This window comes from Dellaglioa sp. CoH-55-MRSF-8 (genome assembly GCF_056782195.1).
Window position 1 is genome coordinate 98,588 of sequence record NZ_JBXAYH010000003.1, and the last position, 23,187, is coordinate 121,774.

The following is a 23,187-nucleotide window of genomic DNA, read 5'->3' on the forward strand; positions in this document are numbered from 1 at the left end:
ATAACGCTTACAATAAATGATACAATAAATATGAAATGAGTGTTACTGATTCGATCAGGCATGACCTATTGATGTAGATATGAAAATATCTGTATTTGTAGGTCATTTTTTATGGGAAGGGGTCGGTTTGATGTGAAGTTCGTAAAAAATTTTAATAATAATGCAGCTTTAGTTGAATCATCCGACAATGTTGAGTGGGTGGTCATTGGTAACGGTATTGGATTCGGTTATCATGCTGGAGATAATATCGATAAGGACCAGATTGACCGACGGTTTAAAGCTGAAGAAGATTCAGATACAATGAAATTAATTTCAGGATTTGATGCAGAAACTTTGGAAGTTACGACAACTTTTGTTGGAGTAGTAGAGCCATTAATTGATGTGACATTTGATGATGTTCAATTTTTGATTTTAGTGGACCATTTTCAATATTCATTACAAAAAAATCGTGAAGAAATGTTTTTAAATGACCGATCTGTTCATTGGGAAATGAAAAAATTATTTCCAAGTGAATTCCAAGCTGCAAAGGTTGGTATTAAAGAAATCGAATCAAAATTTGACATTACGGTTCAAAATAATGAATTGATTTTATTAACCTATCATTTGATTAACGTCAAAGAAGGCGGACATGCTGTTCAAGAATCGATGAAGCTGACAGAACTCATTTCGGGAATTGTTAATATTATTCAATTAGATACTGGTATTATTCTCGACGAAAAATCATTTAATTATAGTCGATTTGTCTCACATTTACGCTATTTATTCATTAGGCATTTTCATAATACTGAGATTGATCGTGCAGAACTTGACCCTGAGTTGCTCGCCATGATGATTAGTCGGTATCCACAAGTGTACGAAACAGTGGAAAAAATCGTGCAGTATATTCGAGAACGGGCCGATTGGGATTTACAAGCAGACGAACAAGTTTATCTAGTTTTACATATCTGGCGAGTAACCCATCGGCAAACAGAAAATTAAATAAATTGATAATTAGGTGTGTTATTGCCATTTATAAGCAAGCATAAACCCAGTTATCCATGCAAACTCGTATTTTTTGAGTTGAAATGGATAACTGGGTTTTAATTTATAAAAAATATAAAGGAGTGATTGTGATGAGTTACGAAAAATTAGCTAAAGATATTTTAAAAAATGTAGGTGGCGAAGCTAACGTTAATAGCGTAGTCCATTGTACAACCCGACTAAGATTTAAATTAAAAGATGAATCTAAGGCCAATACCGATATGTTGAAAAATATGGACGGCGTAGTGACCGTTGTTAAAAGTGGCGGCCAGTACCAAGTGGTTGTTGGAAATCAAGTTCCGGAAGTTTATGATGCATTAGTTAAAGGTAGCGGACTTGATGGTGATGGCATTGTGCCAGATAATGATGGCGAAAAAATGAAACCGCTTGATGCCTTTATTGATATGATTTCAGGTATCTTTGCACCAGCTCTAGGTGTTTTAGCTGCAACAGGGATGATCAAAGGAATAGTTTCATTACTAGTCGCATTTAGCTGGGTGGCACCGACATCTGGAACGTATATTATTTTAAATGCATTAGGAGATTCTTTCTTTTATTTCTTCCCGATTATCTTAGCTTACAGTGCTAGTAAAAAATTCCACGTTAATCCATTGTTGGCAATGGTTATTGGTGCATCCTTAGTTTACCCAACTATTGTGGCACAATTGCCAGCAACACTAGCCGCTTCAGGTGGAAAAGTGCTGTACACTTTATTTGCAGGAACAATTTTTGAATCACCAATCTATATGACATTCTTGGGGATTCCAGTAATCATGATGAGTTACGCATCATCAGTTGTACCTATTATTGTATCAATTTGGTTTGCATCAAAAGTGGAACCATTCTTCAAAAAAGTGATACCAGAAGTTGTACGAACATTCTTAGTGCCAATGTTAACAGCACTTGTTGTTGTGCCTATTACATTTATCTTTATAGGTCCCATAACAACTTGGGCTAGTGATATTGTGGCAACCGGATTTACAGCTGTATACACATTTAGTCCAATTGCCGCTGGCGCAGTTCTTGGTGGCTTATGGCAAGTACTTGTTATCTTCGGGTTACATTGGGGACTTGTTCCACTTGCCTTACTTAACATTTCAACAACAGGCTCAGATCCAATTTTAGCACTTATGCTAGGGACAACGTTCGCTCAAATTGGGTCAGTATTGGCAATTACAATTAAAACAAAAAATAAAAAACTAAAAGGTCTTGGCTATTCTTCATTTATTTCAGGAATCTTTGGTGTTACGGAACCCGCTATTTACGGAATTACGTTACCTCGTAAAAAACCATTTATTATTACATGTATTTCAGCCGCTATTGGTGGCATGGTTCTTGGTGTATTTGGGACAAAAGGATACATGGTTGGTGGATTAGGCATTTTCTCTATTCCAAGTTACTTGAATCCTAAGACAGGAATTGATATGTCATTCTACGCTGTGCTGATAGCAATCGTTGTTTCATTCGTATTGGCATATGTCTTAACACTTATGTTCGGTTTAACAAAGGAAGATCAAGAAGTACCCGTTGCTGTTGCTGAAACAAAAGTAACAACGTCAGTAGTACCTGTAGAAGTAGAAATGAGTGGAGAAATCCTTGGTAGCCCACTTAAAGGCGAAGTATTACCTTTATCAGAGGTTAAAGACCCTGTCTTTAGTTCTGGTATTATGGGTGACGGTATCGCAATTCTACCTGAAGTTGGTCAATTATACGCACCTGCTGATGGTAAAATAACATTAGTTTTTCCAACAGGACACGCAGTTGGTATGGTGACAGACGATGGCGCCGAAATTTTAATGCATATCGGAATGGATACAGTTGAATTAGAAGGTAAGTATTTTGAAATTCAAACAGAAATTGATACCGTCGTAAAAAAAGGCGATTTATTACTTAAATTCGATATTGAAGGTATTAAACAGGCAGGATATGAAATTATTACGCCAATTATCGTGACGAACACACCAAAATATAAAAAAATTAAACCACTTGCTAAAGACCAGTCAGAAATAATTGTTGGTACTGATTTATTAGATTTAGAAATTAATTCAGGAGGTCAATAAGATGACAAAATCAAATTTTCCAGATAACTTTTTATGGGGTGGCGCAACGGCCGCTAATCAATTTGAAGGGGCCTATGATGTTGATGGTAAGGGCCTGTCATTAGTAGATATATTACCAGACGCACACCATGGTCGCTGGGATTATTTATTTAATGTAAAAGAAGCGATGCAGATGAAAGAAGATTTTTATCCTAGTCATGAATCTGTTGATTTTTATCATCATTATGAAGAAGATTTACGATTAATGGCAGAAATGGGTTTCAAAACCTTCAGAATGTCAATTAGTTGGCCACGGATATTTCCACAAGGTGATGAAAAAGAACCAAACGAAAAAGGGCTAGAATTCTATGATAAAGTTATCGATCTTTGTAACGAATTAGGGATGGAACCGTTAGTAACAATTAACCATTTCGATACGCCGTTAGGGATGTTGAAAAAAATGAATGGTTGGGCTGACCGTCGAATGATTGATAATTACTTAAACTTTTCACGCGTCTTATTTATGCGTTATAAGGATAAGGTTAAGTATTGGTTAACATTTAACGAAATTAATATGATTTTACACATTCCGTTATTGGGCGGTGGATTAGATTTGGAAGGGATTGATAATCCTGACCAAATCAAATATCAAGCGGCACATCATCAATTAGTTGCCTCTGCGCTTGCGACAAAATTAGCACACGAAATTAATCCTGATTTTAAGATAGGGTGTATGTTAGCGGCTGGGGTTACCTATCCCAATACACCTAATCCAAAAGATGTATTTGAAGCAATGACAAAGGATCGGGAAGGATACTTCTTTATTGATGTTCAGTCACGTGGCTACTACCCAAGTTATTCGGCAAGATTATTTAAAGATATGGGTATAGAAATTAAAATGGCAGATACCGACGAAAAAGATTTATTAGAAAATACAGTTGATTTCATTTCATTTAGCTATTATTCATCAAGATTAGCAAGCGCTGATCCTGAGATGACTGATAAAACAGCAGCAAATGTCTTTGATAGCTTAAAAAATCCTTACTTAAAGACAAGCGAATGGGGCTGGCAAACAGATGGCCTTGGTTTGAGAACAACGATGAATCAAATTTATGATCGTTATCAGAAACCATTATTTGTTGTTGAAAATGGATTAGGTGCAAAAGATGTTGTGGAAGAAGGCAATAAAATTCATGATGATTATCGCATTTCTTATCTAAGTGAAAATATTGAAGCAATGGGTGAGGCGATTGCAGACGGGGTTTCTTGTCTAGGTTACACATCATGGGGCTGTATCGATTTAATTAGCGCAGGCTCAGGCGAAATGGCGAAACGCTATGGTTACATTTACGTAGATCGAGATAACGAAGGTAACGGGACGCTAAATCGATTGAAAAAAGATTCGTTCTATTGGTATCAAAATGTTATTAAAACAAATGGTGTCGAATTATAAACTGGAAAAATTGAAGATATAAAATTTCGATGCGATTTAAAATACTGTTTAAGCAATGATTGTTTGCTTAAACAGTATTTTTTTATTTGCGAAAGTCTTATTGCTTAGTGGAAAAATAATATTAGGTGTACAATTATCGAAATCTTAAAGATAGTTTAGAAAAGATTGGATAAAATGATGTGTTTTAGACCTTAAAAAAATTGTTAAACAAATATATATAACGTGGAAGAAGGTCTTTCCGATGAGAAAAAGGTTTAAACCTGTAAATAATGAAATGAAATGGGTAGGAATTGTTAGTATCGTGTTGTGTTTAATTGAACCATGGTTAATAGTTGTGAATTTAACGATTGGCATGTGGTTAGTGGGGACGGGTATGATTGGCATTGGAACTTATATTGAAAGACTACCCTTTTTTCAGAAAAATATTGGTTATCGTCTATGTGGTATGTTGTTATTTATATTAATTGCATTCATTAATACAATTTATATAATAGTAATTCTTCTACTGCTACAATTTCAAGGATAAAATAAATAGCACTTACAAGTTAAATATATAAAAAATAGGTTACAAAAGCTCGGCAGTATACCGAAGTCTTGTAACCTATAAGGCGGAAAATTTATTTAAGATGTCCCTGATCAGAGTCGAACTGATGACCTACCGCTTAGGAGGCGGTTGCTCTATCCAGCTGAGCTACAGAGACAAAAAGGCTGATTACTTCATTGTAAATGGCAAAAATAAATAAGTCAATTATTACTATTGTAGATTTTTAAATTCATAGTCATAATTTTCATTTACAACATGGCTAAGGTGTCAGTAGTTTCATAGATATTGATCTTTTAGTTCTAGCAATATTATATTTCTTGAGTGACAGCACAATTTTCTATTGTTATAATTAAACCATTAAATAATTTTATTTGGGAGTAAATAGCTTGATAAATAAGTTTGAATCTTTAAAAAAATATGGAACGGTATTTTGCGTTATTTTTATATTAAGTTTTTTTCTGACAGTTCCGCAGATACTTAATAATAGTTTAGTAGTTGGTGCTGATTCTCTATTCCATTTTAACCGTATCTATGATGATTATATGCAGCTTAAAACAGGTAACTTTAATTATTTTCAATCTAATTACGGTTTTCAACAAAGTGGTCGAATTGTTAATGCCTTATATGGACCAGGGTTTACTTACCTTTTAGGTGGATTACTAGGTATCGTGCATAGTTGGATTAAATTTGAAATTGTCACGTCATTCATAATTTTCTTTATTAGTGGATTTTCAATGTATTTTCTATCTAGAGAATTGAAAGCGACTAAAAAAAATTCAGTCTTAGCTGCTAGTCTTTTTATGGGTAGTTTCTATATCACTCGATGGTCAATCTATCAGAATTTTATGATATGGGGCGTTATGTTGATGCCTTTGATTGTCATTCTTGGGCTTAAAATGATTAAAAATAATGCTAAGGATTTAAAAGTACTACCTTTAGCATTAGCAGTTTCAGTGCTAATCCAAATTCACGTCTTAAGCGCCTTAATGTCAATTGGCGTTTTAGTTGTATTCTTTTTCATTGGCTTTATTCAAACTAACCAGAAATTACAACTTTTATTAAAATGTTTTCTAGCCAGTTTACTGGCGTTAGTTCTGACCTTTAATGTTTGGGGAGCTATGTTGGATGTTTTCTCAAATAATAAAATATATTCACCATTTGCCAATTCAAACATGTCTGGTTCAACCATGAACCTTTCAACTGGTAACTATAGTGGTACACAGTTTGGATTGGTTATGAGTATCATTTTTGTGTTACAAATTGTTTGGTTGTTTTCAAAAAGAAAAGAATTATCTCTAGCTAATAAGATTGTTACTATAATAGGAGCTATTTTTCTTGCTCTAACTACAAATTTATTTCCGTGGACTAGGATATCTATATTAATTCCACAGTTACAAAGTTTTTTACAGTTTCCTTATCGATTTGATAGTTTTACTACGATTCTATTAGTAGCGGGGTTCAGTGCTACAATTTCTACGTTACCTTCGCCGAATGCAAAGAAAAATTGTTCATTGTTTTTAATTGTCGGAAGTATTTTTATTTTAGGGCAATCGTATAGTGATATTCAGACTAAAAATGAAATTTGGAATTCAAATGAGTCAATTATAGCTAAAGGACATGTTACAACCCCAGATTCTTTAAGTACTGTCCAAATAAGAAATGCTTTTACTAATCGTGATTTAAAAAAAGGGTTAGAGGTAGCACAAAAATCAACTCCAGATTATTTACCTAATAATCAAGAATTAAGCAAGGATCCTTACAATGAATATAAAAATGAAATTATAATGAATAAGTCAAATATTATAAAAAGAGTGACAGATAAGGGTGATTTATCGCTTAGATGGACTGCAACAAAAATAGGAGAAACAATGTCCTTACCTATTATTGTTTATAACAATTCAAAAGTTACACTAAATGGAACTAAGCTTAATATAAAAAAGATTACCTTATCAAATATAGGTAGTCCAACGATTAAAGCAACAAAAAAAGGTATCAATAGAGTAACGCTTAGTTATCATTCAAAAATCATTACTAAACCTCGACTAATGATGGTTATTGCAGCGTGGGTGATTAGTAGCTTAGCTTTTATTACCTTTACTTATAGGGATTATAAAAATGACATTTAATATAAACAAACATATGATTTTAATATACTATATTAAGATATACTTTCTGAATTTGGGTTACAAAAACCTAATCAATAAAATAAGTAGTAGTGAAAAAGGTATAAACTAACAGAAATGCTAGTTTATACCTTTTTATGTGATCATTTATGCCCAATCCCCATTACGGAAAACGGGTACTGTACTGCCATCCTCACGAAGCCCATCAATTGACATGTCAGATGAGCCGACCATGAAGTCAACGTGCGTTTGGCTTAAATTTAAACCAGCAGCGGCTAATTCAGTATCGTTCATTTTAGTACCATCCTTAATAGAGAAGGGATAAGCGGAGCCAAGCGCTAAATGGTCACTGGCATTTTCATCGAATAATGTATTAAAGAACGTTATTCCTGATTGTGAAATTGGAGAAGGGTCTGGAACTAAAGCAACTTCACCCAATGATTTTGCGCCATCATCAGTCTCTAGTAAGTGCTGTAAAACTTCTTCACCTTGTTCAGCAGTTGCTTTAACAACCTTACCTGCTTCAAAAGTAAATTTCATACCACTCAAAGTAGTTCCTGCGTAGCTTAATGGTTTTGTTGAAGAAATGTAACCATCAATACGTCTAGAATCAGGTGCGGTGAAAACTTCTTCGGTAGGCATGTTAGCCATGAATTCATGACCTTGTGCATCAAATGAACCGGCGCCTTCCCACAAATGATTTTTAGGGAGACCGATGACGATATCTGTCCCTGGGGCAACATAATGTAAAGCAGAAAATTGTTCTTTATTTAATTCTTCAGCTTTTGTGCGCAATGTTAAATCATGTTGATGCCATGCTTCAATTGGATCTTCATGATCAATACGTGTTGTTTTAAAAATTTCTTCCCAAAGTCGTGAAACAGCAAGTTCGCCTTTTAATTCAGGAAAAACGAGTTCAGCCCAAGCAGTATCTGCGGCAGCGACTACAGTCCAACTAACGTCATTATTTTGAGTTGCTTTACGTAATGGACGTAGAGCTTGACCCATAGCTTTTTGGCGTGAGGCAATCTTTTCAGAAGGGATACCAGCAAAGGCATCAGGATCATCTGACATGACTGAGATGCGAGATGCTTTTTTAGCAACCCAATCTTCAACTTCTGAGGTTGCATAACCAGGAACGTCGACTAAACGGTCTAGTGGAGCAAATTCAAGGAATGATTTCGAGACATGACTATCTGCCCATTTAACGATAACTTCACTTGCGCCAGCAGCATAAGCTTCATTGACGATTAAATGAGCTAATTTTTGTTGGGTTACGGAAATTTGTAGGACGATTGTTTGGCCTTTTGAGACGTTAACACCGACTTTGACGATTAATTCAGCATATTTTTTAAGTTGATCTTCAAAATTTATTTTTGACATAGAAAGACCTCCAAATTTATTTATGAAATAATGATAACATATTAATGAGAAAATGATTAATAATTAGGCTATTAAATTTTTGTTAACAAAATCAGAATTTTGTCTTTTCTTTGGTATAATAGTAACTAATATAATCATTGAGGAGGCCAATTATGAAAAAAGTAAAAGTGATGACTGTTTTTGGGACGCGTCCAGAAGCAATAAAAATGGCACCTGTTGTCTTAGAGTTAAAAGAACGTACGACGGAGTTTGAAACAGTAACTGTCGTAACAGCACAACATCGCCAAATGTTGGACCAAGTCTTAGAGATATTTAAAATAACGCCAGATTATGATTTGAATGTGATGCACGCTAACCAGACATTAAGTGATACAACTCGAAATGTTTTACAAAAATTAGATGATGTTATTAAAGTAGAGCAGCCTGATATTATTTTAGTTCATGGTGATACAACAACAACATTCGCCGCTAGTATTTCAGCTTTTTATAATCAAGTGGCAATTGGACACGTTGAAGCGGGATTACGGACTTGGGATAAGTATTCACCGTTTCCAGAAGAAATGAACCGTCAACTAACAGATGTACTGGCAGATATGTACTTTGCCCCAACTTCGCAAAGCGAAACTAATCTGTTATTAGAAAATCATCCAAAAGAAAATATTTTTGTAACAGGTAACACAGCCATCGATGCTTTAAAACAAACAGTTCAAAAAGAGTATGACCATGATGTTCTATCAGAAGTAAATCCTGCGAATAAAATGATTTTACTCACGATGCATCGTCGTGAAAACCAAGGTGCACCTATGCGTCGTGTTTTCGAAGTGATTAAATCTGTCGTTAAAGATCAGCCAGATGTTGAAGTCGTTTATCCGGTTCATTTAAATCCAGTTGTTAAAGATTTAGCCGAAGAAGTCTTAGGTGGAGAACAGCGCGTTCATCTAATTGAACCGCTTGATGTGGTTGATTTTCATAATATCGCTGCAAAAAGTTACTTTATTATGACGGATTCAGGTGGTGTTCAAGAAGAGGCGCCATCATTAGGAAAACCAGTTCTTGTTTTACGTGATAACACAGAACGTCCGGAAGGCGTGAAGGCGGGTACATTGAAGTTAGTTGGAACTGACCCTGTGAAAGTCAAAGAAACCATGCTATCATTAATAACTAATAAGACAGAGTACGAACGAATGGCAAATGCTAAAAATCCTTATGGAGATGGGCAAGCAGCTAAACGAATATTAGATGCCGTTGCTTATCGATTTGGAGATAGTCAGCAAGAACCTGAACGTTTCGAATAAATGGAGGATTTCTAAAGCATGAGCAAAAGAACAAAACGTCCCATTATTATTGGTGTAACAGGTGGTACTGGTAGCGGTAAGACGACGGTTAGTAATGCTATTTATTCACAATTAGCTGGCGAATCAATCATGATTTTACAACAAGATACTTATTATAATGATCAAGCTGAAATGAGTATGGAAGAACGTAAAGCAGTGAACTATGATCATCCACTCGCGTTTGACAACGAACAGATGATTAGTGATTTGGAACAATTGTTGGATAATGAAGCAATTGATATGCCTGTTTATGATTACACACAGTTTACTCGTTCAAGTGAGACGATCAGAACAGAACCTCAAGATGTTATCATTGTTGAAGGAATTCTAATTCTAGGGGACGAAAAGCTCAGAAGTTTAATGGATATTAAAGTTTTTGTTGATACAGATGATGATTTACGTATTATTCGCCGTATCACACGTGATATGAAGGAACGTGGTCGCTCATTACAATCAGTTATTGATCAATACGTTAAAACGGTTAAACCAATGTATAATCAATTCATTGAACCAACGAAACGCTATGCGGATATTATTGTGCCAGAAGGTGGCGCAAATACAGTTGCTATTGATTTATTGTCAACTAAAGTCCGTGACATTTTACAACAAGACTAGCTAAAAAATCTCATACCAAAAAGTCCCCAAAAGTCTCATGACTTTTGGGGACTTTTTGGTATGAAAAAACTGTTGTTGGTAATAGCTTTTACGCTATTACCAACAACAGTTAGAGTGGACTTGTCATTTATGAACACTATTTTTGTCTAGTTTTCTATTTATAAAATGGAGTGTTATCATCGATAAAATACTAATAATCCAAGTTAAAATGACGAAAAACAAACGCCATGTAGTGATCATTTCCGATTGATATCTAAGCACTACACGATTACTCCCTTTTTTTGTTGCCTTAACAGTAGGGACACCTAATGCAGATAGAGATAATCGGTGTAATTGACTTCCATTTAAGGAGAGCTCTGAATTATTATAAACGACAATAGGAAGTGCGATGGATTCACCTTTTTTTGTCGCATGCCATTTAAGGATTAAATCACCATTTTTTGTAACAGTCTTAGTGATATTAGGACGATTCCTAACAATATCTTTCTTGTATTCTTTTTTATTATATGTTGTCTTTTGTTCTTGATTATTTGGTAAATAATCTGGGGCTATTTTTTTAACCACCTTTAATCCTTTTGATAAATCAGAACTAGTAAAATTAGTTCTAATTTGATCACTCGTTAGATGATTTGAAACGACAACGCTCCCTTTATAAATAAGAGGATCATTGGAATTCCAGAGCTTATTTTGCTGTTGAATATCAATATATGATTGACCTAAAATAAAAAGACTACTAATGATTAAAAATAACTCGCCAAACTTTTTAGGCTTAAATGAAGGTAGCTCAGAAAGAGAGTTGCCAAAACCAGCAAGTAATAAGACAGTTGCAAAACCATAAAAGCGGTAAGGAAATTGTAAAAAACTTCGAAGCTGTGGTATTAGATTCGATATTGTCGTCCAAGGAACAAGATTTGTTGATAACAGGAGAAATAAGGCTCCTAATAGTGTCATTAGCTTATTAGAAAGTGATACTTGTGACCACCTAGAAAATAGTAAAACAAATTGTAAAATGAAAATAACGCTCATAAATAGTCCTATAGATGAAGCGCTATAGCTAGTTGTTGAAAAACGCATTGTAGCACTAGCCATATCTAAGTGAGTGTAAGGCGAGTACAGCGTATTTCTTGTGAAAATTTCTAGCATAGCGCCCCAAACATTAAAGGTTAGAACAATAGTTAGAAGGGCCGCTAAGAAACATTTTGATAAAAGCTGTAATTTTTGATTTGTCTTGTAAAAACCGACAACAAAGAAGATAAAGATGACGCCAACCGACATTAAGGCACTTAAGACATGAATTTGAATAAGCGCTGAAATCAATAATGCTAATGGTAGTACTTTTAAATCCTTAGCATTATTTTTAATCATTTTAAGCCCGAGGATGACAATTAAGGGCATTAGCATAACGCCCCAAGACATAAAATTCTGGTTAATTGACCAACGGGTAACGTAAAAACTCCCCATAAATAGACTAGCAATCAATAATGAAATTTTCTTAGAGGATTGAAGCTCTCTAGATAGAAAATACATTGAGTAACCACTAATAAAGAAAATTAAAAAGGAGGTTATGATTTGAAATAAAATCCAATTATGAACAATTAAGAGTAAGATACCTAACAGATAAGCAAAACCTGGTCCATATAAGGCGTTAATAATGCGACCACTCTGTAAAAAACCATAGTTAGTTTGAAAATAACTAAAGTTACCTGTTTTAAATTGGATATAGGTATCGTAAATACGATTGAAATGAAAAAGCGAGTCACCACCTAAGACTAGACTGTGGTTGATTATTTGTGGAAGAACTAAAAATAAACTAATCAAAAAGATGGTTGTAAATACGATTAAACGATTTTTAAGATAACTGACTTTATTTAACAAGATAGTAAACCCCTAATAGATTTATTTAGTAGATGAGGTCATAATAATATCATTTATGTCTAATTAAAGTCTTCTTAAACGTCTCCAAATTAGAGGTGTTAAACTATAACTCCCCCAAACAATGAGGCCAAAAACACTTAAAAGAAAACCAGTTGATAAGCCAGGTGTTTGATAACTATAAATGATATGATGAGTTCCTTTTTTTAATTTTAAGCCAATAAAAGCGCTATTTGTTTTAATAACGGGCACGCTATGACCATTATCAGTCGCTGTCCAACCTGTAGAGTAAGGGATAGATGATGTTAGGATACCTAATTTATTTGTTGTTATTTTGCCACTAACTCTATTTGTAGCAAATTTTAATGAATTTAATTTATTTTTCTGGATTTTTTTAACATCATTTGTGTAAGTTTGACCAAGCGGAACGGCAGTAATTTTAAGGTTGAATGAGTAAGTCCCTGAATTTGATAAAAGTAAATCCAAACTTTTGGGCATTTGTTTTTGATAGCCCATATTTAGGGTAGCATCAGATAAAACTTTAAAGAAAGAAAGATTTTCAATACCCAATTGCTCAATCGTATTAGTCGTTAAATTAGATTTAACCCCGATCGAATAGCCTGTATTGGAAGAACCTGTCGTCAGTTGCTTCCTAAGCGATTTCTGTGCTGACCGGGGACCATTCGTATCTAATAACTGGTTATCTGGTTTCGTAGTATTATTAAAAATAGCCATATTCACTTGTTCTTTAGAGGACAGTGATTGGTGCTTAATGTTAGTTAATGAAAGATGCAATTCAGAATTTTGATATTTTTTTGCGTTCTTAATGTCAATCTGATAGCTATCTGAAACAGGATTATTACGATAGTGATTATTGGTAATACGTGTTTTTGTTTCGTTAGGTTCTCCGGCGTTCACTGTTTTTACAATTGTATAGGCAACGTTTTCAGTATCAAATGTTGATTGTTTCTGGTTAAATCCGGATGTATCCGCGATACTAACGGCTTTAGCTAATTGACGTTCTTGATCAGAAGCGGATAATTTAGCAGTTTTTTGATTTGAAGTGACATCAGATTGCCAATAAATTAATGGAAAATTATTCTTAGTTTCATAAAGATTGGTTTTCTCAGGTTTATTTTTATTTTCAGATTTAGTTTTGAGTAATGTATAACCATAGGGGATCTTTGACTCATTTGGCTCATTTGAATGAGTAAAGAGATACTTAACGCCAAAAAAGTTATTAGCGATTGTTCGATCATCAAAATTTTCAATCGGAATATTATTGTTATATTGAGCATTTTGTAACCTGTTTGAAAATACTCCGACTGCGCCATTTTGAATCGAGTAGTATGAGTTAATTAAATTTAAATCATTATTTAAATTATTTCGTAACATGTAGTTAGAACCAAAGTTATAATTTTGGCTAATCGTTGAAACACGAAATGAGTTAGATTTAGGAAGAGAATTATCTAATCCATCAAATAGATTAGATGATAGTTTCTGGTAACTACCAGAGGGCATTAAAGTCTTACTATAAAAGTTAGTGAAAGGTGATGCAAAAGAAACCCCAGTAAAGATCAAGTTCACTAGGATAAGACCGAATATGATTCGACCAGAATTTTTATTTTGACGGTAAAGTAAGATTGCGACAAAAAAAGAAATTAAAAAGATAACAGGAATGAAAATTTCTGTCGTCCCATTAATATAAAAGGGTAATGATACTAAAAGTAAATAGATACCAAGACAAATACTGAGGTATTTAATTTCAGGCAACGTTATTTTTTTGAGAGAATCAATGAAGAAGGCACTTCCAAGTGAAATGGGAACAAATAATAATAGAATCCAACGATTAGAAGGGGCTTGAAAACCATTAAACATCGCACCAAACATTGGGAATAGTAACATAATCAACCCAATTGAAAGACTCGTTGTCATTAGTGGGTAGTGTTTCCAATGGTAAAACAGATGGAATAATGCTAGAACAGCTAAACTACTAAAGCCAAATTTAACCCAGAAAGAAGATACTCCGCCAGCAAGTAATTGAGCAGGTAAATTAATGTAGTAATAAGCGGGGAAAGAGGTCAAACCATTTGCGAATAGACCACCTGACCGAGTTGAACTAAAGACCGCAAGAATTGACGGTAGCATGATAAAGGCAGAAATCAGTAAACTGATGACTGTACTGATTAAAAAAGTGCCCGCTGTTTTAAAGAAACTGAGATTTTTTCGATAATAATAAATGAAACGTAGTACTAAATATACAAAAGCACCGATGCCTAAGACTATGGCGAAGTAAAAGTTACTGATAAACATCCATGAAAAAGCAAAAATGAAGAAATGTGGTTTAAACCCTTGTAAAATTTTTTCTATTCCGACAATTATAAGTGGAAAAAGAATGAATGGTGTTAGGAAAAAAGGTTGCATTAGGGATGAATAAAGTGAAAAAGAAGTGAAGGTATAAATGATTGCCCCACCTAAGATCGCGCTATTCGTTAATTTAAAGTGTCTCGCAAAGAAGATAAATGATAGCCCCACGCAAAATAACCTCAAAATGAGTGTGAGCTGGTAAATAGTCACAACGGCACTTGAGGGAAATAATAGCGTAATATAGGCGAATACGTCTCCAATAACGTAATAAGCAAATGTTTGAAATTGATCTGCGCCAAGCCCTAATTTCCAAGACCACATTTGGAGTGGTTGAAAGGGATGGTTGATGAATTCACCAAGTAGTTGACGATAATTTTCTAATACAGGTAGATGCTGTTCAGCAGGATCATGACTTTGAATTAAAGAGTATCCAGCTAGTTTGTAAGTTCCAAAAATAAGAACAGCTAAAATTGCAAAAATGATAATGTAATAAAGATAGGTCATTTTTGATTTTTTTAGATCGAAACGAAACTTCTGCATAGCTGGAATCCCCCTATAATTAATCCTTTTTTGAACTGAAGACGTCTGATTCTTTAATAATATAGACGGGTCTGTTTTTGACTTCTAAGAAAATTTTACCTAAGTATTTACCAAGAATCCCAATACAAAACAATTGAATGCCACCCATCATTAAGATAACTGAAATCGTTGATGGCCAGCCAGCTGTTGGATCACCATAGAGTAACGCTCTAATAATAATAAAGATAATTGCAAAAAGAGAGCCAACAAATGATAGGAAACCAACAAATGTTGCAATTGAAAGAGGTACTTCTGAAAAGGCTATGATACCGTCTAATGAATATTTGAATAAGCCCCAGAAATTCCAACTTGTTTTACCAGCAACACGTTCTTGATTTGTGTATTCTAAGTATTCCGTATTAAAACCAACCCAACTGAAGATACCTTTTGAAAAACGATTGTATTCTGACATTGATAAGACAGCATCAACCATTTGACGGGTCATTAAGCGATAATCGCGGGCACCATTAACAATCTCAGTATCTGAGATGCGATTTATTAATTTGTAGAAAAGAGTAGCGAATGCAGAGCGAATCACAGGTTCACCTTGACGAGTTGTCCGACGTGTCCCCACACAGTCGTAGTCATTTTCTGGATCTTCTAAAATAGCTAACATCTTAGGCAAAAAGCTGGTTGGATCTTGTAAATCAACGTCCATAACAGTTACGTAATCGCCAGTCGCTTTTTGTAAGCCACAATATAAAGCAGCTTCTTTTCCAAAATTTCGTGAAAATGAAGCATAATGGACTGTTGCTGGATGATCTTTTTGTAATTGGCGCATTTCTTTGAGGCTGTTATCAGATGAACCATCATTAATAAACCAATATTCTAATCGGATATCTGGTAAATTGATAGACTCCTTTTCAACCGCATCAAAAAAAAGCGGAATAGATTCTTGTTCGTTGTAACATGGCACAACGATTGAAAGAACTTTGGTTGTCATAAATAAAGTGCCCCCTAGGATGAATTTACTGAATTTTATTTTATGATTTTTTGAAAATAAATAACTTACTAAAAATATAATTAATTAAAACGATGAAAATTTGATCAAATAACTTAACGAGTGATGCATCTAAGTGTAAAACAGAAACACCAATTGTCATAATTAATTGATCAATGACTAATGATAGAAGTCTAAAGCCAAAGAAAGATAAAACTTCACGTATTAAACCTGAAACATGAGTGTTCTTTGAGCCAAATACCCAAAGCTTATTAGTGACGAATGCAAAAACAACCGAAACAAACCATGCAATTACGTTTGCAAATTGATAATTTACACTAAGGTATGATTGGAAAACAACAAAAGTAACGATGTTAATTAGGGTTGTTAGACCACCAAAAATTAAATACGAAATTAGGGCATAATGTTTATGAAATAATTCATTTATTTTATTCATGACTAGTTTTCACTGCTAGTTACTTTATCAAATAGCTCTTTAGCAAAAGCTTCTAATTTAGTGATATCTTCTTCTTCAGGTGCTAAATCGATTTTTAGATTAGCTGAACCCTTTGTTGCGCCTGCTTCTTCGAAAGCTGAACCAAACTTATCAACAGCAGTTCCAAAAAACTCACCATAAAATGTATCGCCAGAACCGGCAACACCGAATAATTTACCGGTTAAATCAAGCTCCTGTAAGTCTTCATAAAAGTCCATGCCTTCATCAGGAAGTGAGCCTTCGTCATAAGTATAAGGAACGACAACGCTGATATCGAAGTTAGTTAAATCAGATGCATCTGATTGTGAGATTTCTTCCATCTCAACTGTTGCACCTAAATTTTCAAATGCTTCGGTAATAATGTCAGCGATGTCTTCATTATTACCTGTAATTGTTGCAAAAATAACTTTAGCTGAAACCAAACTAAATTCCTTCTTCCATATTAAAATAGTAGTTAAAGTATATCAGATAAAAAAACGATTGTGAAAGGAATTGAGTATCTCGTAACAAATTCTATACAATTGCGGTATAATAGTTGAGAAGAATTATTTATTATAGGAGGAAACAAATTAAATGATCACATTAAAATCAGAACGCGAAATTGAAGAAATGCGTGCTTCAGGTGCTATTATTGCAGGGATGCATAAGGGATTACGAGATATTATAAAACCAGGTATTTCTAGTTGGGAAATTGAAACTTTCTCACGTAAGTATATTGAAAGCCATGGTGGTGTTGCTGAACAAATTGGCTTTGAAGGCTATAAATATGCGACTTGTGTCAGCATTAATGATGAAATTTGTCATGCTTTCCCACGTAAAGGGTTAATTTTAAAAGATAATGATTTAGTTAAAGTAGATACAGTTGTTAGTTTACATGGCGCAATGAGCGATTCTTGTTGGAGTTATGTTGTTGGTGAATCTACACCAGAAATTGATAAATTAATGGCAGTAACGCATAAAGCCCTTTACTTAGGAATTGATCAAGCCGTTATTGGTAACCGTATTGGTGATATTGGTCATGCTATCCAAACTTATACTGAAGACCAAATGGGCTATGGTGATGTTCGCGAATACGTTGGACATGGCATTGGACCTACCATGCATGAAAGTCCTTCCGTACCTCATTATGGTCAAGCTGGTAAAGGATTACGTCTTAAAGAAGGGATGACAATTACTATTGAACCCATGATTAATATTGGCGGTTGGGAATCAGAAAGTGATGATCCTAACGGTTGGACAACAAGAACTGCTGACGGTAGTTTGTCGTGTCAATATGAACATGTTATTGTTATCACAAAAGATGGTCCTAAGATTTTAACCTCTCAAGATCCAGAATTTGATGCGAAATATTTATAAAATAGATAGCTACAATGAACTGCTAACTTAATTGTTTAGCAGTTTTTTTGTATAATGTAGCGGATTCATGATAGAATTGTAATATTCGTAGAGTTTGAGATAAATTAATGGGATTTTGTATATCGTATAAAGAAAAAAAGGAGAAGTTAATTATGAAAGTTAGAAAAGCAATTATACCTGCAGCAGGTTTGGGAACTAGATTTTTACCAGCAACAAAAGCAATGGCTAAAGAAATGTTACCTATCGTGGATAAACCAACGATACAGTACATTGTTGAAGAAGCTAAAGCAGCAGGGATTGAAGATATTTTAATTGTTACGGGTAAAGGGAAACGCCCAATTGAAGATCATTTTGATTCAGTACCTGAATTGGAAGCTAATCTTAAAGCTAAAGGTAAATTAGAACAATTAAAAATGGTTGAGCAAACAACTGATATTAATTTGTTCTTTATTCGCCAGTCACATCCTAGAGGTTTAGGGGATGCTGTTTTAATGGCTAAAGACTTTGTTGGTGATGAACCCTTTGTTGTTATGTTGGGTGATGATATCATGCAAGATAAGGTACCATTAACAAAACAATTGATGGATCGCTATGAAGAAACACATGCTTCAACATTGGCTGTAATGGAAGTCCCACATAAAGAAGTATCAAAATATGGGGTTATTGCACCACAAAGTGAAGTGTCAAAAGGGCTATATGATGTTGAAAAATTTGTTGAAAAACCAGCTGTTGATGAAGCACCAAGTGATTTAGCTATTATTGGTCGTTACTTGTTAACACCAGAAATCTTCGGGATGTTAGAAACACAAGAACCTGGTGAAGGTAATGAAGTCCAATTGACTGATGCTATTGATCGTTTAAATAAAGTGCAACGTGTATTCGCGCATGAATTTAAAGGTGATCGTTATGATGTTGGAAATAAATTCGGTTATTTAAAAACAAGTATTGATTTTGGTTTGAAACATCCAGAAGTTAAGGATGAACTTAGAGAATACATTAAAGAGTTATCTAAAAAATTATAATAAAATTAGAAGATTGGGCTGATTTTAAATGCTCAATCTATTTTTTTGTCTAAATGTGATACAATTTATTCTTATATAGATGTATTTCGCGGAGGAATCGTATGAAAAGTAAGTTCGTTCAGTTTATTAAAATATTTAAAACACAATTTATTAATGCCGATGTTAGTAATTCTTCGGTTATTATTGCGTACTATACGTTATTATCGATTTTTCCAGCAATTATTTTTATTGGTAATTTAATACCAATGCTTCATTTAAAGGTGTCCGTTATTTTAGAATATGTAAAAGTTGTGATGCCATCCGCGATATATAGCATTTTAGCACCGTTTATTGAATCGTTTCTGAAAAATGGAAATGGTGGATTATTGTCAATTGGTGCTGTCGTAACGTTATGGACGACAAGTAAGGGGATTAATGCATTGAAGAAAAGTTTCAACCATGCCTATAGTGTTGAAACGAAGCAAAATCCAATTGTTGGGCGAATTGTATCGTTTGTGTTAACGATTGGGTTAGTTATCTCCTTAGGTGCTATTATTTTGTTCTTTGGGTTCAGTCAAATAGTAGTTGAGGTGTTGACACCCATTTTACATTTGCCGGGAGAATTTTTAACTGTGATTACCACGGTTAAATGGCCTGTCGCCTTAATCGGTATTTTTATTATTATTTTATTACTTTATCGGATATTACCTAGTGCAAGACTTAGGTTCAGGGCAGTTTTACCAGGGGCAATTTTGACAACCATTGGGTGGATTTTATTGACCCAAGTATTTTCGATATACGTGCAGTATTTCGGTGGCGCTTTTAGTAGTTATGGTGCAATCGGAACAGTAATGATTATGTTATTCTGGCTGGATTTTGGGGCATGGATAATCATGCTAGGTGCTGTTCTTAATGCATCGATTGCTATTGTTCGACATGGTGAAGTTGAAGCACAATCTATTCAGCTAAATAGCTTATTTAAGCAATATAAAAGTCGATTTAGTAAGAAAAAATAAAATATTATAAATCGTTAGGGGAGGTAAGTTAATTGAAAAATAAGTCGATTAATTTAAAAAATCATGTCGGTGTATTTATTGTTATGTTTAGTGTGAGCTTGTTTTTAGTCTTACCTCAGATACTCGCACATAGTTTAGTTTTAGGTTCTGATTCTTTATTTCATTTTAATCGTATTTACGATATCTATATGCAATTTAAAACAGGCAATTTTAACTATTTCCAAACAAATTACGGGTTTCAACAAAGTGGTCGGATTATCAATGCTGTGTATGGGCCTGGATTTGCTTATCTGCTAGGTGGGTTGCTACTACTCGTACATAGTTGGTTTAATTTTCAGGTTATTTCTTCTTTTTTAATTTTCTTTATTAGTGGTTACTCAATGTATTTACTAGCTAAAGAAATAACTTCGACCAAAGATATCTCACTATTAATGGCTGTTCTTTTTATGGGTAGCTTGTGGATTGCGCGATGGTCAACTGAGCAAAATTTTATGGCTTGGGGTATCATGCTAGTGCCACTAGTTGTTTTAATGGGTGTTAAAATGATCAAAAATAACGCAGAAGGATTGCGAATTCTACCCTTAGCGTTAACCATGTCGGTAATGATACAGGTACATGTTTTAAGTGCCTTGATGTCGATTGGTGTCCTATTCGTTTTTTTTATAGTTGGTTTTATTCAAACGAATCAAAAATCGAAACTATTATTAACCTGTTTTTGGGCGGGGTTATTATCGTTAGTTCTGACATTTAATGTTTGGGGTGCCATGTTAGATGTTTTCGCAAACAATAAATTATACGCACCGCACGTTAATGTGATGATGTCCAATTCAACTATGAATTTATCGATGGGGGGGCCAACGCTTACTAAAATTGGTTTGGTTATGAGCTTCATATTTGTAGTACAAATTAGTTTATTGTTTATAAAACAAGCAAAATTTACGGTTACTAATAAAGTAGTAACTAGTTTAGGTTTAGTTTTCTTAGTCTTAACGTCAAAATTAGTTCCTTGGACGGATTTAGCCCAGGTTATCCCATCAATACAAAGTTTCTTGCAATACCCACGTCGCTTTGAAGGGTTCGCTGTAGTTTTATTATTAGCGGGTTTTAGTGCAACACTATCAAGTAGTTCATTTAAAAATTATCGGAAGTATATTGATCTATTCTTAATTGTTGGAGGTCTTGTTGTCGGAGTACAATCGTATTTAGAAATTCAAAAAAGTAATGAAGCATGGCATACTAATCAGTCGATAGTTTCTCCCAATAATGTTGATATCGCAGATAATACGAGTAACGAACAGATTACCAAAGCATTTATGAGTTCAAATCTAGATGATGGTTTAAAGTTGATTACCAAGGCATCGCCAGACTATTTACCTAATAATCGAGTATTAAGTGAACGTCCTTATCATGATTATCGATTAGACATGAAAAAAAATAAAGATGAAGTAAGTAAAACGATTAATAGTGAAGGAAAGTTAAGTCTGAGTTGGAACGCAACAAAAAAAGGAAATGAGATTTCTTTACCCGCGATAGTCTATAATAATTCAACTGTTCAATTAAATGGTAATAGCCTTGATCCTAAAAAAATGACCTTGTCAACTATGGGTAGTCCAACCGTTAAAGCAACTAAAATAGGTACAAATAGGTTAGTCATTGGTTATCATACGAAAATAATAACAAGAATTAGTTTAATCATCGTTCTAGCCACTTGGATAATTAGTTGCGTTAGTGCTGTTTTTATAAAAATCACTGATTATAAAAAAGAAATTAAGTTATGATATAGTTTTAACAAGTAATAGGGACTTCAAAAAGAGAACATAATTAATGATGTTCTTTTTCTGTATTAAAAATGAAATATAATACTTTTAAATATAACGTATAATTAAAAGTGTAGAGCACTACAACTTTGAAAGCGTGGTCAAAATGTTTAGAATATCATATCAGTTGACAATAAGATTAAACAATGATTAGACAAACGATTTTAAGTTTCATTTAAGTCTGGTAACATGTATAATAAATTATTGTGTCATTGTATACATCTAAAAAATTTAGGGGTAATTAATTATGAGTGAAGATAATATTAAACACCAAGGTAGCCACAAGAAGCATCATCATAAAAAGAAAAAAATGAGTACACTGAAAAAATGGGGGATTGGTGTCGGAATCGTCGTTGCCGCACTATTGGTTATTGGTGGTGTGTTGATGGCGAAGGTTTATCTAGATGCAAAAGACGTTGTAGATAATACATATCAAAAAGTAAATGTTAAAAGTAAACGAACAACCGGGAGTGTCTCTCTTGATAAAGAGGCGCCTTTCTCAGTTTTAATTTTGGGTGTTGATACGGGCGAAGATGGGAGAACAGATCAAGGTCGATCGGATACAATGATGGTTGCGACAATTAATCCTAAAACAAACTTGACGACATTAACGAGTTTACCTCGTGATACGAAGATTCCGATTACAGGTCACGGGACAGATAATAAATTAAATGCTGCATATGCTTATGGGGATGTTTCCTTAGCGATGGATACTATTCAAAACTATTTAAATATTCCAATTGATTACTATGTTCAGATGAATATGAAGGGCCTGGAAGAATTAACGGGTGCCGTTGGTCCAATTACGGTCAATAATCCATTTGCTTTTTCAGCGGGAAGGCATCAATACGTAAAAGGTGATATTGAGTTAACTGAAAGTAATGTTTTAGACTTTTCTAGAATGAGACATTCTGATCCTAATGGTGATTACGGGCGTCAAAAAAGACAACGCTCGGTTGTGACTGAATTAGGTAAAAAAATAGCTTCTATTGATGGTGTCACAAATTATCAAGCAATTTTGAGTGTACTTGAGAGCAATATGAAAACAAATTTGAAATTTTCTGATATGAAAAAAATAGTGACTCAGTATCGTAGTGCTATAGGCACAATTAAAGATGTTCAACTTCAAGGACAATCACAAATGATAAATGGTGTGTCGTATGAAGTTGTTCCATCAGCACAAGTAACGAAAGTATCCAACATGATCAGAAAACAATTAGACTTAGACTAGG

Annotated in this window: 18 protein-coding genes and 1 tRNA gene; 12 read left to right on the forward strand and 7 right to left on the reverse strand. The window is 34.1% G+C overall.

Annotation, left to right across the window (positions count from 1 at the left end; all coding sequences use genetic code 11):
* Window positions 1–132: 132 nt before the first annotated feature.
* The 4 genes from AC1RPW_RS04240 (at window position 133) to AC1RPW_RS04255 (ending at window position 5,038) form a co-directional block, all read left to right on the forward strand.
* On the forward strand, window positions 133–978 hold the full coding sequence (locus tag AC1RPW_RS04240) for a PRD domain-containing protein (RefSeq protein ID WP_481761561.1): 846 nt from the start codon (window positions 133–135) through the stop codon (window positions 976–978).
* Between the two features lie 134 nt (window positions 979–1,112).
* Window positions 1,113–3,080: a beta-glucoside-specific PTS transporter subunit IIABC gene (locus AC1RPW_RS04245; protein ID WP_481761560.1), complete on the forward strand. Its 1,968-nt coding sequence runs from the start codon at window positions 1,113–1,115 to the stop codon at window positions 3,078–3,080.
* A 1-nt stretch (window position 3,081) separates the two neighbouring features.
* Window positions 3,082–4,512 (forward strand): 6-phospho-beta-glucosidase, encoded by a 1,431-nt coding sequence (locus AC1RPW_RS04250; RefSeq protein ID WP_481761559.1) that lies wholly within the window; start codon window positions 3,082–3,084, stop codon window positions 4,510–4,512.
* Between the two features lie 241 nt (window positions 4,513–4,753).
* On the forward strand, window positions 4,754–5,038 hold the full coding sequence (locus AC1RPW_RS04255) for a hypothetical protein (protein WP_481761558.1): 285 nt from the start codon (window positions 4,754–4,756) through the stop codon (window positions 5,036–5,038).
* A gap of 101 nt (window positions 5,039–5,139) precedes the next feature.
* Here AC1RPW_RS04255 and AC1RPW_RS04260 read toward each other — a convergent pair.
* Window positions 5,140–5,213 (reverse strand) — tRNA-Arg (locus AC1RPW_RS04260).
* 229 nt (window positions 5,214–5,442) lie between these two features.
* Between AC1RPW_RS04260 and AC1RPW_RS04265 the strand changes: the two genes are divergently transcribed.
* Window positions 5,443–7,182 (forward strand): DUF6541 family protein, encoded by a 1,740-nt coding sequence (locus AC1RPW_RS04265; protein ID WP_481761557.1) that lies wholly within the window; start codon window positions 5,443–5,445, stop codon window positions 7,180–7,182.
* Window positions 7,183–7,326: 144 nt separating this feature from the next.
* On the opposite strand, the gene AC1RPW_RS04270 is transcribed toward AC1RPW_RS04265, so the two are convergent.
* Window positions 7,327–8,562, reverse strand: coding sequence for an aminopeptidase (locus AC1RPW_RS04270; protein ID WP_481761556.1), 1,236 nt, complete (start codon window positions 8,560–8,562; stop codon window positions 7,327–7,329).
* 152 nt (window positions 8,563–8,714) lie between these two features.
* On the opposite strand from AC1RPW_RS04270, the gene wecB reads away from it, so the two are divergent.
* Together wecB and udk are read left to right on the forward strand one after the other, a co-directional pair.
* On the forward strand, window positions 8,715–9,857 hold the full coding sequence (gene wecB, locus AC1RPW_RS04275; protein WP_481761555.1) for a non-hydrolyzing UDP-N-acetylglucosamine 2-epimerase: 1,143 nt from the start codon (window positions 8,715–8,717) through the stop codon (window positions 9,855–9,857).
* Between the two features lie 18 nt (window positions 9,858–9,875).
* Entirely contained in the window at window positions 9,876–10,511 is a 636-nt protein-coding gene (gene udk, locus AC1RPW_RS04280) for a uridine kinase (RefSeq protein ID WP_481761554.1), read from the forward strand.
* Between the two features lie 123 nt (window positions 10,512–10,634).
* Here udk and AC1RPW_RS04285 read toward each other — a convergent pair whose 3' ends face one another.
* The 5 genes from AC1RPW_RS04285 to AC1RPW_RS04305 all read right to left on the reverse strand — a co-directional run bounded on the left by AC1RPW_RS04285 (window position 10,635) and on the right by AC1RPW_RS04305 (window position 17,187).
* The gene (locus tag AC1RPW_RS04285; RefSeq protein WP_481761553.1) at window positions 10,635–12,386 is read right to left on the reverse strand and encodes an MFS transporter; all 1,752 of its coding nucleotides are present in this window, start codon (window positions 12,384–12,386) and stop codon (window positions 10,635–10,637) included.
* A 63-nt stretch (window positions 12,387–12,449) separates the two neighbouring features.
* Window positions 12,450–15,290 carry a YfhO family protein gene (locus tag AC1RPW_RS04290; RefSeq protein ID WP_481761552.1) on the reverse strand — a complete coding sequence of 947 codons (2,841 nt, stop codon included), beginning with the start codon at window positions 15,288–15,290 and terminating at the stop codon, window positions 12,450–12,452.
* 19 nt (window positions 15,291–15,309) lie between these two features.
* Window positions 15,310–16,272: a glycosyltransferase family 2 protein gene (locus AC1RPW_RS04295; RefSeq protein ID WP_481761551.1), complete on the reverse strand. Its 963-nt coding sequence runs from the start codon at window positions 16,270–16,272 to the stop codon at window positions 15,310–15,312.
* A gap of 40 nt (window positions 16,273–16,312) precedes the next feature.
* Window positions 16,313–16,726 carry a GtrA family protein gene (locus AC1RPW_RS04300; RefSeq protein ID WP_481761550.1) on the reverse strand — a complete coding sequence of 138 codons (414 nt, stop codon included), beginning with the start codon at window positions 16,724–16,726 and terminating at the stop codon, window positions 16,313–16,315.
* A 2-nt stretch (window positions 16,727–16,728) separates the two neighbouring features.
* On the reverse strand, window positions 16,729–17,187 hold the full coding sequence (locus AC1RPW_RS04305) for a flavodoxin (protein ID WP_481761549.1): 459 nt from the start codon (window positions 17,185–17,187) through the stop codon (window positions 16,729–16,731).
* 151 nt (window positions 17,188–17,338) lie between these two features.
* Here AC1RPW_RS04305 and map point away from each other — a divergent pair, with 151 nt between their 5' ends.
* From map to AC1RPW_RS04330, 5 genes are all read left to right on the forward strand, one after another.
* Entirely contained in the window at window positions 17,339–18,121 is a 783-nt protein-coding gene (map, locus tag AC1RPW_RS04310; protein WP_409022111.1) for a type I methionyl aminopeptidase, read from the forward strand.
* Between the two features lie 152 nt (window positions 18,122–18,273).
* Window positions 18,274–19,143: a UTP--glucose-1-phosphate uridylyltransferase GalU gene (galU, locus tag AC1RPW_RS04315; RefSeq protein WP_481761548.1), complete on the forward strand. Its 870-nt coding sequence runs from the start codon at window positions 18,274–18,276 to the stop codon at window positions 19,141–19,143.
* A 101-nt stretch (window positions 19,144–19,244) separates the two neighbouring features.
* Entirely contained in the window at window positions 19,245–20,138 is an 894-nt protein-coding gene (locus AC1RPW_RS04320; RefSeq protein ID WP_481761547.1) for a YihY/virulence factor BrkB family protein, read from the forward strand.
* 32 nt (window positions 20,139–20,170) lie between these two features.
* A complete protein-coding gene (locus AC1RPW_RS04325) occupies window positions 20,171–21,916 on the forward strand; it encodes an MFS transporter (RefSeq protein WP_481761546.1) in 1,746 nt (581 codons plus the stop codon).
* 286 nt (window positions 21,917–22,202) lie between these two features.
* Entirely contained in the window at window positions 22,203–23,186 is a 984-nt protein-coding gene (locus tag AC1RPW_RS04330) for an LCP family glycopolymer transferase (RefSeq protein WP_481761545.1), read from the forward strand.
* Window position 23,187 lies beyond the last annotated feature (1 nt).